The organism is Longimicrobium sp., from assembly GCF_048594345.1.
GTDB lineage: Bacteria > Gemmatimonadota > Gemmatimonadetes > Longimicrobiales > Longimicrobiaceae > Longimicrobium.
The window spans coordinates 1-10,383 of sequence record NZ_JBMDXM010000261.1; the positions used below are offsets into that span (position 1 = coordinate 1).

At 72.6% G+C, this 10,383-nt stretch carries 7 protein-coding genes; all 7 read left to right on the plus strand.

Going from position 1 to position 10,383, the window contains the following annotated elements; translation table 11 throughout:
* On the plus strand, positions 1 to 1,400 hold a 1,400-nt coding region (locus tag ACOJUJ_RS27740; RefSeq protein WP_420130185.1), incomplete at its 5' end, for a chemotaxis protein CheW.
* Positions 1,401 to 1,727: 327 nt separating this feature from the next.
* On the plus strand, positions 1,728 to 2,492 hold the full coding sequence (locus ACOJUJ_RS27745; RefSeq protein ID WP_420130186.1) for an FHA domain-containing protein: 765 nt from the start codon (positions 1,728 to 1,730) through the stop codon (positions 2,490 to 2,492).
* The gene (locus ACOJUJ_RS27750) at positions 2,492 to 4,090 is read left to right on the plus strand and encodes a penicillin-binding transpeptidase domain-containing protein (protein ID WP_420130187.1); all 1,599 of its coding nucleotides are present in this window, start codon (positions 2,492 to 2,494) and stop codon (positions 4,088 to 4,090) included. The genes ACOJUJ_RS27745 and ACOJUJ_RS27750 overlap by 1 nt, the downstream gene beginning before the upstream one ends.
* Positions 4,090 to 5,730, plus strand: a complete 1,641-nt coding sequence (locus ACOJUJ_RS27755; RefSeq protein ID WP_420130188.1) for an FtsW/RodA/SpoVE family cell cycle protein — start codon at positions 4,090 to 4,092, stop codon at positions 5,728 to 5,730. The genes ACOJUJ_RS27750 and ACOJUJ_RS27755 overlap by 1 nt, the downstream gene beginning before the upstream one ends.
* Positions 5,727 to 7,058 carry a PP2C family protein-serine/threonine phosphatase gene (locus ACOJUJ_RS27760; protein WP_420130189.1) on the plus strand — a complete coding sequence of 444 codons (1,332 nt, stop codon included), beginning with the start codon at positions 5,727 to 5,729 and terminating at the stop codon, positions 7,056 to 7,058. The genes ACOJUJ_RS27755 and ACOJUJ_RS27760 overlap by 4 nt, the downstream gene beginning before the upstream one ends.
* On the plus strand, positions 7,055 to 8,125 hold the full coding sequence (locus tag ACOJUJ_RS27765; RefSeq protein ID WP_420130190.1) for a hypothetical protein: 1,071 nt from the start codon (positions 7,055 to 7,057) through the stop codon (positions 8,123 to 8,125). Before ACOJUJ_RS27760 ends, ACOJUJ_RS27765 begins: the two co-directional genes overlap by 4 nt.
* 156 nt (positions 8,126 to 8,281) lie before the next feature.
* Positions 8,282 to 10,240 carry a protein kinase domain-containing protein gene (locus ACOJUJ_RS27770; RefSeq protein WP_420130191.1) on the plus strand — a complete coding sequence of 653 codons (1,959 nt, stop codon included), beginning with the start codon at positions 8,282 to 8,284 and terminating at the stop codon, positions 10,238 to 10,240.
* Positions 10,241 to 10,383: the final 143 nt, after the last annotated feature.

Genomic DNA, 10,383 nt, shown 5'->3' on the forward strand with positions numbered 1-10,383 from the left:
GGCTGGGGACGGTCACCAGCCTGGAGCCGTCCGAGTCGGCCATGCAGGACGAGGGCTTCAGCGGGACGGTGCGCTTTGTCCTGCGCTCCTCCGCGCCGGGGCACGAGATCGAGGCCGCGCTACGCTCCGCGGGCGAAATCCGCGACGTGGAGATCGCCGAGGGGCTGATGGACGCGCCGGTCGCCGCGCCCGAAGCGGCCGCCGACGGCGTGGCGGTCGCGCAGGGCGGAACGGTCACCCGCGCCCGCAACATCCGTGTGGACCTGCGCCGGCTGGACGCGCTGGTGAACGGCGTGGGCGAGCTGGTCATCGTCCGCGACCGCATGCGGCGGCTGTCGGGGAGCGCCGAGCCGGAGCTGGCGGACGCCATCGACCAGGCGGCGCGGCTCATCGGCGAGCTTCAGGACGAGATCATGCAGGCCCGCATGGCGCCGGTCTGGCAGGTGTTCGACCGCTTTCCGCGGCTTGTCCGCGACGCGGCGCGCTCGCTGGGCAAGCGCGTAGACTTCGTGATCGAGGGCAAGGAGATCGAGCTCGACCGCTCCATGCTCGACGAGATCGGCGACCCGCTGGTGCACCTGCTGCGCAACTCGCTGGACCACGGCATCGAGTCGCCGGCGGAGCGGCGCGCGGCGGGAAAGCCGGAAACGGGGACGCTGCGCCTGTCCGCCGCGCGCGAGCGCAGCCGCATCGTCATCCGCGCCGAAGACGACGGACGCGGCATTCAGCGCGACCGCGTGCTGGCAAAGGCCCTGGCCGCCGGCCTGGTGACGCCCGAAGAGTCGCGGGGGATGAGCGACGACGACGTGGCGCGCCTCATCACCCGCCCCGGCTTCTCCACGGCGGAGACGGTGACGGACGTGTCGGGCCGCGGCGTGGGGCTGGACGTGGTGGCCACGCGCGTCCGCGCGCTGGGCGGAATGCTGGAGATCGCCAGCACGCCGGGGCAGGGCACCTCCATGACGCTGCAGCTGCCGCAGACGCTGGCCATCGTCCGCGCGCTGCTGGTGCGGCAGAGCGGCGAGACGTACGCGCTGCCCCTGACGCACGTGGGCGAGACGGTGCACCTGCAGCCCGAGGAGATCGGCGCGGTCAAGGGCCGCCCCGTGGCCTACCTGCGCGACGAGGTGATTCCGCTCCACTCGCTGCGCACGCTGCTGAGCACCAACGGCACGCGGCCGGAGGGAAAGCGCGCCGCGGTGATCCTGGAGGTGGGCGAGCAGCGCGTGGGGCTGGAGGTGGACCAGCTGCTGGGCCAGCAGGAGATCGTGGTCAAGGCGTTCGACGCCACCGCGGACACGCTGCGCCTGTTCAGCGGCGCCACCATCCTCTCCGATGGCCGCCCGGCGCTGATCCTGGCCGCGGGGAGCCTGCTGGGCGCCGCGGCGCACGCGGGGTAGGGGCGGGACGGAGTCGGCGCTTCGGCGGGGCGGCGGTCTGCGTCCGCGGGGGCCCTCTCTCCCGGACGGCCTTTCGCTCGTTCCTCGCGACGGCGTCCGACCCCTCCCCCAACTTCGGGGGAGGGGTCGCCGCGAGCCGCGAGGAACGAGCGGCGAAGTCGGCGGGGGAGAGCGCCCGGCGGAAACGCGCCATCATCCGCCCCTCCCTCCGCAACCTTCATCCACCGCTCATCGTACGTCACAGGTGCCGCTTGCCCGGTTGCGGCGCCGGTCCTGATATTGCGACAGCGCGCGCCGCAGCGAACCAACGGAAATCCGGACCACTCGATGATCAACGCATTCCGCAAGCTCCTGCGCCCCACGCTCCGGCAGCAGCTGGAAGACGGCGTTCGTGAGGCGCTGCGGCGCTACGCCGACCGCCGCACCGCGCCCGACCTGCGCGTGTACGCCTCCACCGACCTGGTGCCGCCGGGGATGAACCCCAACCTGTGGGCGCGCGACGAGGCGGACCACCTGCGCCGCTTTGCCGCGCAGTGGGCCCAGGACAACGGCATCGCCCGGGCGGGGCTGCGCGTGGAGGTGGTCGTGCTGGACACCAAGCGCGAGTTTGCCCACGTAAAGCCGCTGGGGCTGGAGGTGCCCAAGGCCGAACCGATGAGCGCCAGCAACGCGCCCCGGGCGGACCGCGCGCTGGTGCCCGAGCCGGCCGCGCCCGCCCCCGCGTACGGCGGTGGGGCGGCGCCGGCGTACGGAGGCGGAGGCCACGCGGCGCCCGCGGGCGGACACGGTGGCGGCGCGGTGCTGGAGGTGGTCAGCAGCGAGACGCTGCGCGAGGCGGTGCGCATCGACGGCGAGGTCACGCTGGGGCGCAAGCCGGAGCCCGGCGTGCAGGCCACGGGCGACCGCTACATGTCCGGCCGCCACGCCCGTTTCAGCGCCCGCGGCGGCCGCGTTACGGTGACGGACCTGGACTCCAAGAACCGCACTTTCGTCAACGAGCAGCCCCTTCCCCCGCACCAGGAGCGCGCCCTTAACCCGGGCGACACGGTGCGGATGGGGAACACGGTGCTGCGCCTGGTTTCCGCAGGCTGATGCCCCCGTATCTGGATACCGTACTCGACTGGGTCCTGCGCGGGGTGGTGATCGCGTTCGGCGTGGGGGCGCTGATCGCGCTGGCCCGCTGGGTGCGCGCCGCCATCCGCGAGCGCCGCGAGCGCTGGGCCATCCGCCTGGCGCTGGCCATGCTCGTGCTGGCCCTGGTCTACACCTGGGGCCACGCCCGCCTGCTGTGGAACGCGGAAGAGATCACCGAAGGCCGCCTGGCGTGGCGGCAGTACGGCGATCCACGCGAGGCCGAGCGCAACCGCGGCGACGTGCGCGGGTGGATCCTGGACTGCACCGGCGAAGACGACCGCGCCCTGGCCCGCTACGGCCTGCGCGACGGCGAGGTGCAGCGCATCTATCCGCTCGGCGAGGCGGGGGCGAACCTGATCGGCGGCGGGTCGGGGGCGGAGGACCGCGACTACACCGTGGAGCGATTGTTCGCGAAGCACCTGCGCGAGCCGATCAAGTTCGCCGAGCAGAGCGAACTGCACGCGGTGGGCAAGGACCTGCGGCTGACCCTCTGCTCCACACCCACGCGCGCCGCCTGGCAGCTGCTGGACGCCACCAACCTGAACGGCGCCATCATCGTCCAGGACGTGCAGACGGGCGCGGTGGTGGCGTACGCGGCCAGCGGACGCGCAACGGACCCGCCGTTCGGCATCAAGCGCTACTCGCCGCCGGGCTCCGTCTTCAAGCTGGCGGTGGCGGCGCTCTGGTGGGAGAACGACATCCCCGACACGCGGATGCCCTGCCCGCCGTACATCCAGATCGGCAACGCGCGCATCCGCAACTTCGAAAGCCACGAGTACGAATCCATCACCGTCCCCACGGGAATGCTGACGGTGAGCTGCAACACGGCGGCGGTGCGCATGGCGCTGGACATGCGCGAGCGGCTGGGGGTAGAGGCGTGGCGCGACGCGTACCAGCGGTTCGGCTTCGTCACCTACTCCGACAAGCCGCCGGCACCCAACGAGACGTTCTGGAACACGGAAAACGGCGCCTGGACGGAGCGGATGACGCCGCCGCCGGTGCGCGTGCGCTTTGCCAGCCGCTTCAGCCAGCACGAGTGGGGGCAGATCGCCATTGGGCAGGGGCCCGTGGACGTGACGCCCATGGCCGTTTCGCGCTTCATGCAGGCCATCGGCAACAGCGGGGTGATGCTGCCGCCCACGCTGGAGTGGGAGCAGCTGGAAAAGCGCGGCGAGGGGCAGCGCATCATGAAGGAAACGACCTCGCGCAAGCTGCAGACGGCCATGCTGACCGTCGTCGACTCCGGCACCGCGCAGAGCGCCAAGCCGCGCCTGGCCGGCACCGGGTGGGACATGGGGGGCAAGACGGGGACGGCGGACGTGGCCGGCGCGCCGCGGCCGGACGCCTGGTTCGCGGGCTTGATGTACGGCCCTGACGGCCGCGCGCGGTACACCGTCGTGGTCTACCTGCAGCGCGGCGGGCAGGGCGGCCGCATCGCCGCGCCCATCGCGGGGGAGATGACCCGGATCATGTCCCAGCAGCCGCAGTTCATGACGCCGGGAAGCGGGGAAACGAACGCGCCGCAGCGGACGGCCTCGGCGGCGGGGACGCGCTGATGGCGATCCGCGACCTGTTTCGCAAAGGGCGCACGGACGCGGCGGCGCCGGAGGGCGTGACCGTCCGCATCAAGCCCCACAACCTGCCGTCGGAGCAGCGCGCGGGGCGCGTGGTTCCCGGATTTCTGTGGTGGGGTCTGCTGCTGGCGTCGGCGTTCTACGTGGCGGCGCACTTTTCCATCGTCACCGGCGTGTGGCCGCAGCACGGGACCAGCCCGGGGGCGGGCGGCACCTTCATTCGCGACGGCGTGGCGCTGGCGGCGTGGATCGCCGTTCTGGTCGCCCTCCGCAGCCTGGGCTATCGCGGAAGCTGGGCGCTGGTGGTGCTGCCGATCCTGATCTTTGGCATCACCCGTCCCACGCAGTTCCAGATCTTTACGGATCCCGCCTACCAGGCCACCGGCTCCGCGCGGGCGCGGGCGAACGACCTCAAGGCCACGCGGGCGCGGCTGACCTCCATCGAGCGGGCGTATACGGAGGAGCGGCGGGCGGTGGTCTACCAGGGGAATCCGCCGGAGATCCCGGACCCGTTCGAGCGGGCGGTGGAGCGCGAGGCGCAGTCGCGCGGCTTTTTCGCGCGGTCGGCGGCGCACTTTTCCGTCTTCATCGCCCCCTTTGCGCTGCTGGTGGGTTTCCTTCTCTCTCGCGAGCCGGCGGTGATGCGCTGGGTGCGGAACCGAAGATTGATCCCGTTCCTTCCCACGCTGGCCGTGTTCTTCGTGCTGACCATCGGGTTCACGAAGCTGGGCAAGGTGGGGGGGATGACGCCGTGGGAACTGTTTCTTCCTATCTTCATCGTCATCTGGGCGGCCACGCTGGCGGAGGACGCGTACAACCTGGCCCGGCCCGGCGCCATCATGGAGCCGCGGCGGCTGCTGAACCTGTTTCTGTACGGCGCGGGGCCCGTCATCCCCTTCCTGATCATCCGCGAGCTGGGCCTGTCCATCGTCCTGGCCGGATCGCTGGCGGCGATGCTCCTCGTCGGCACGCGGCGGGGATGGTGGGCGGGATTGATGCTGGTGGTGTGGGTGGGGCTGGTGTTCGCCGCGTTCAACGTGGACGAGCGCTCGGCGACGCGGCTGGAGCTGGCGTACGATCCGTACAAGGACGCGTCGCAGATGTCGCCGGAGGAGCAGGAGCGCTGGGCGGCCAAGCTGCACCAGATGAAGCTGTTCGACGCCAACGTGATCGAGGGCGGACTGCTGGGCGCCGGTCCGGGGCGGGGGCACGCGGAAACGGCGCCCAACGCGGCGGACGACGGCTTCATTACCGCCATCGCCACGCACTGGGGGCTGGCGGGGACGGTGTCGCTGGTGCTGCTGTACACGCTGTTCATCATCCAGCTGCTCAGCGTGGCGGCGCGGGAGTCGGGCGCCTTCGAGCGAACGCTGGTGACGGGGGTGGCGATGCTGATCGGCATCCCGTTCTGGCTGGCGACGCTGGGCGGCATCCGGTTGATCCCGCTGACCGGGGTGGCGACGGCGTTCGCGGCGCACGGCGGGGCCAAGCTGCTGGCGTCCGCGTTCGCCGTGGGGCTGGCCGCCGGGGTGAGCCACCGCAGGGCCCGTGAGGACATCATGGACGAAGCGCTCGCACCGCCGGTGTCCGAGCCGCACGCACAGGGGATTCGCATCGTATGACCGACGCCGCAAGCCACGCGCTGCCGCCGGTGCCGCTGCACGGCCTGCTGTTCGACGTGGCCGGCGCCAGCGCCCAGGGCCCGCGCAAGGAGAACCAGGACGCGTTCGACGTGGACGCCTTCGTCACCCGCGGGGTGGTGGCGGTGGCGGACGGGATGGGCGGCGAGCGGGCGGGGCGCCTGGCCGCCGACACGGCGCTCTCGGCGCTCATGCAGGGGGCGGAGATCCGCAGCCTGGACAGCGCCCGCTACGCCGTGCGCGCGGCGGACGAGGCGGTGGCGCGGCTGGCGCAGCAGTCGCCGGACGAGCGCGGGGGGATGGGGTGCGCGCTGGCGCTGATGGCGCTGTCGGTGGACCGCGGCGGCGACGTGGGATGGATCGGCGCGCACGTGGGCGACGTCCGCATCCTCAGCCGCTCGCCGGACGGTACGGTGCGGCTGGAGACGCGCGACCACACGCCGGCGTACGCGCGCTGGGAGGCGGGCGAGATCGCCCTGGACGAGATCCCCGATTCCCCCGGCAGCAACAAGCTGCAGCGTGCCGTGGGCCGCGGCGGCGAGGCGGAGGCGACGTGGATCCCCGTGCGCGCCGGGTGGACGTATCTTCTCGTCAGCGACGGCGTGACCAAGGCCATGCGATTGGACGAGCTGGGGCACGCCATGGCGCTCCCCTCGTCGGAATCCATCTGCCAGTCCATCACCCGCAAGGTCGAAGAGCGCGGCCCGGACGACAACTACACGGCGGTGGCGGTGCGCGTGCTGGATGGCGGCGGTGGCGGCGGTGGCGGCGGGGATGCCACCATGCCGGCCCCGCCGCCGCGACAGGGCGGGGTGGCGTCCGTCGCATCGCACCAGTCGTCCCGATCCGGGTCGCCGGCGTCCGCCGGGGGATCGGCGGAATCGCCCGACCGGGTGGGATCGGCCAACTCGCCTCGCAACCTGTTCAACCCGCCCGCGGAGACCGACTTGAACGGCCCACGACGCCCTTCCCGCTCCGGGGGGATCGCCCCCCTGCTGATCGCCCTGCTGGCGCTGGGCCTGGCCGGGTACGCCGCCTGGGCCGCCACCCAGTCGTCGGGCGGCGGCAACGACGCGGCGCTGGCCGCGCAGGTGGACAGCCTGCGCAACGAGGTGCGCTCCCTGCGCGCGCGTGCCGCCGTGGGCGACACCATGGGCGTGGGGACGGACTCGCTGGCCGTGGCCGGGGCCGGGGCCGGGGCCGTGACCCCCGCGCCGGGGGCCGTGGCGCCTCCGGCGGCCCCGCCGGCCGCGGCGCAGACGACGACGGGGCGGACGACGACGCCCGCAACTCCCACAAAGCAGCCATGACCGACTTTACCCCGGCCACCCGCCCGCACGACGGCGGCGACGAGCCGCTGCTGGACTCGTTTCTTCGCGAGGCGATCCCCGAGATCAAGCTGTCGCTGGGCGACGCCATCGACCGCGACAACTCGCGCGCCATCCCCGACAAGTACGTCAAGATGCTGCCGCTGACCACGCTGGTGGTCACGCTGCGGCCGGACGCGGCACAGGCGGTGGCGGTGATGGCGGCGGAGCTGGAGGAGGAGCTGACGGACTCGGTGATGCGGCACGGCTCGCTGTACGACCGCGACTACCGGGTGCGGCTCAAGGAGGCGGGAACGCGAGGCGCGCCGCTCTTCCGCGTGAGCATTCAGCCCGCGGGCCAGCCCGAGCCGGAGCCGATCGTCGCCGCGCCGCCTCCGCCGCCGCCCCCGGCGCCCCGGGAGGAGCCGACCGTCGCCGCGCCCGAGCCGCGCCGTCCGCCCACGCCGCCGGCCGGGGAGACGCTGTTCGCCGGCCGCGGTCCGGAGCTGATGGATCCCGACGCCACGCGGGTGGAAGGGATCGCCGCGCCGTCCGCGCCCGCCGCTCCCGCGGCTCCGCCGGTATCGGACTTTCCCGCCGGCCGGTTTGAGCTGCTGGTGGAGGACGAGGACGGAACGGAGCGCGAGCGCTTTCCGATTTCGCGGCACCAGTCCACCGTCGGCCGGCAGACGGACAATCCGGACCTGCGCAGCGACCTGCAGCTCACCGGATCGCCCAACGTGAGCCGGCGGCAGCTGGCGCTGGTCTACGTGGAGCGCGAGGGCCGCCCGGGGTTCGTGGTGTACAACCTGGGGCTGAACGCCATCCACGTGGGCGACCGCGAGGTCAGCGGCGCCAACGCGCGGCAGGGGGCGCTGGACATTGCGGGGATGGGCGAGCACTCCACCTGGGTGGCGCCCGGCGAAGCGATCCGCATCGGCGGCCACGGCCCCGTCGTGCGCATCCGCGACGGCAAGGCGGCGGAGAAGGAGCCGGAGGGCGGCGGCGGGGGCGGGCTGGAGATCAACGTCGTGCCGCCGGTGGATCCCGACGCGACGCAGTTCGGTTGAGGCAGTACGAAAGTACGAAGTAGGAAAGTACGGGCATCAGATGAAACGTTTGGCGTAACGAAGCGTACTCTCGTACCCTCGTACTTTCGTACCTTCGTACTTTTCAGTGGGCGGGGATGAGGGGCGCGGTACACCCCATCGCCTGGTGAGGCAATCATGGCAGGTCTGGCGCAGTTCCTCGTCGGCCACGTGCTCGACGACCATTACAGGCTGGAGTCGGTGCTGGGCGAGGGCGGCTTCGGCGTCGTCTTTCGCGCGGCCGACCTGCGCACGGAGCGGCAGGTCGCCGTAAAGGTGCTCGATGCCCCGCGCGGCATGAACGCCGTGCAGGTGGAACGGCTGCGCCACCGCTTTCAGCGGGAGGCGGAGGTGGCCGCGCGCCTGCCCCTGCACCCCAACCTGGTGCCGGTGCTGGACTACGGCGCCACGCCGCGGCTGGACTACCTGGTGATGGAGCTTCTGCTGGGCGAAAGCCTGCGCGAGCGCCTGGCCCGCCAGGACGATCCCGTGCCCCTGCGCACCGCGCTCCGCATCCTGCGCGACGCGGCGCTGGGCGTGGCCGCCGGGCACGAGACGGGGCTCGTGCACCGCGACCTGAAGCCGGCCAACATCTTCCTGGAAGGGGAGCCGGCGTCACCCACGGTGCGCATCCTGGACTTTGGCATCGCCAAGCTGCTGGACGAGGCGGACGACGAGGAAACGCGTACGCACCTGACGCTTCCGGGCGAGTGGTTCGGCAGCGAGTTCTACTCGCCGCCCGAGCACCTGCGCCGCGAAGGGGTGACGCGCGCGTCCGACGTGTACAGCCTGGGCGTGGTGGCGTTCGAACTGCTCACGCGCACGCGGCTGTTCACCTCGCAGGACCAGGATCGCCGCCGCAACGGGCTGCCGGTGCCCGTGCCGTCGCTGGTGGCCCGCAACGCCGCCATCCCGCGCGACGTGGAGTGGATCGTCCGCAAGGCGCTGGAAGACGACCCCGCCGACCGCTTCAGCGCCGCGGGCGAGATGGCGGCCGAGCTGCACCGGGCCCTCAGCCGCCTGCGCCGCGCCACGGACCTGGCGGAGCCCGCCGCCGCGGCCCCGGAAGTCACGGCGGCAGAGGACGGGACGGAGCTTTCGGTGGATGCGGGGACGGCGGTGGTGGCGGAGGAGACGGAATCGCGCAACGTCTTCGGCATGCGGCGGCGGGGGAAGGACGTGGATCCGTCGGGGCTGGACCGCGAGATGGACCGGCTGCGCTGGAAAAAGGTGCGCCGCCGCGCGCTGCAGGCCGCGGGGATCGGCATCCTGGCGTTCGGCGGCGTGGCGGGCGGATACGGGATCGCGGCCATGCGCCAGTCGGAAAGCGGGGTGCAGTCGGTGGTCCCCGCGCGCGTGACCACGGCGGTGGAGGAGAACGAGGAGGGAATCCGCCGCTTTCGCGACCGCGACTACGCCGGCGCGCTGCAGCACTTTGAAAACGCGATGCAAAAGGCGCCCGGCAACGCGGAGTACATGAACAACCACGCGTACGCCCTGCTGCGCGCCGGCCGCACCGACCAAGCCATCGCCGCGCTGCAGGAGGTGGTGGCGCAGCACCCGGAGCGCGAGGTGGCCTACAGCAACCTGGCCGAGGCGCAGCTGGCCAGGCGCGACACGGCCGGCGCCATCACCACCATGCAGGCGCTGCTGGCCATCGGCCCCTCGCCCGCCCGCCGCGACGAGGCCGAGACGCTGCTGGGCCGCCTGGACGCCGACGTGTGGGACACGCAGGAGTGGGATGACGCGCAGCAGGCCGCCGAACAGCCGGTGGAGGAGGCGCCGTGGCAGTACGTTGTCCCGCCGGAGGGTGGGGTCACAACGGACTCCGGCGATATCGAAGGCGGGGTGACGATCACGCAGGCCGAACCGGACAACTGGCCGTTGGCGAGGGGCAGGGTAGGGAGCGCTTCGGATGGGCCGGAGCGAGGGGCGCGCCCCCTCCGCTCGCCTAGGCTCGCACCTCCCCCAAATAAGACTGGGGGAGGTTGGGTGTCGGGCGGGGCTTGCGGCGCTTCGGACGGTGCCGCGCCGGCCCCCTCCGGGCCGGCACCACCGGCCCACCTCCCCCGAAACTGCCGGGGGAGGTTGAGGTGAGGCAGGGGTCTGGGTGCTTCGGACGGGGTGGGGCGAGAGGTGGGCCGCCCCCCTCCCCGGCCCTCCCCCGCAAACTGCGCGGGGGAGGGAGGTGCGACGCACCTTGCCGAAGCGGGATCGAAGTCCACCTCCCCCAGGGGTTT

Bases quoted from the DNA above. Each gene is read 5' to 3' on its own strand.
- ACOJUJ_RS27745 (WP_420130186.1), top strand. From the start codon at position 1,728: ATGATCAACGCATTCCGCAAGCTCCTGCGCCCCACGCTCCGGCAGCAG.
- ACOJUJ_RS27750 (WP_420130187.1), top strand. From the start codon at position 2,492: ATGCCCCCGTATCTGGATACCGTACTCGACTGGGTCCTGCGCGGGGTG.
- ACOJUJ_RS27755 (WP_420130188.1), top strand. From the start codon at position 4,090: ATGGCGATCCGCGACCTGTTTCGCAAAGGGCGCACGGACGCGGCGGCG.
- ACOJUJ_RS27760 (WP_420130189.1), top strand. From the start codon at position 5,727: ATGACCGACGCCGCAAGCCACGCGCTGCCGCCGGTGCCGCTGCACGGC.
- ACOJUJ_RS27765 (WP_420130190.1), top strand. From the start codon at position 7,055: ATGACCGACTTTACCCCGGCCACCCGCCCGCACGACGGCGGCGACGAG.
- ACOJUJ_RS27770 (WP_420130191.1), top strand. From the start codon at position 8,282: ATGGCAGGTCTGGCGCAGTTCCTCGTCGGCCACGTGCTCGACGACCAT.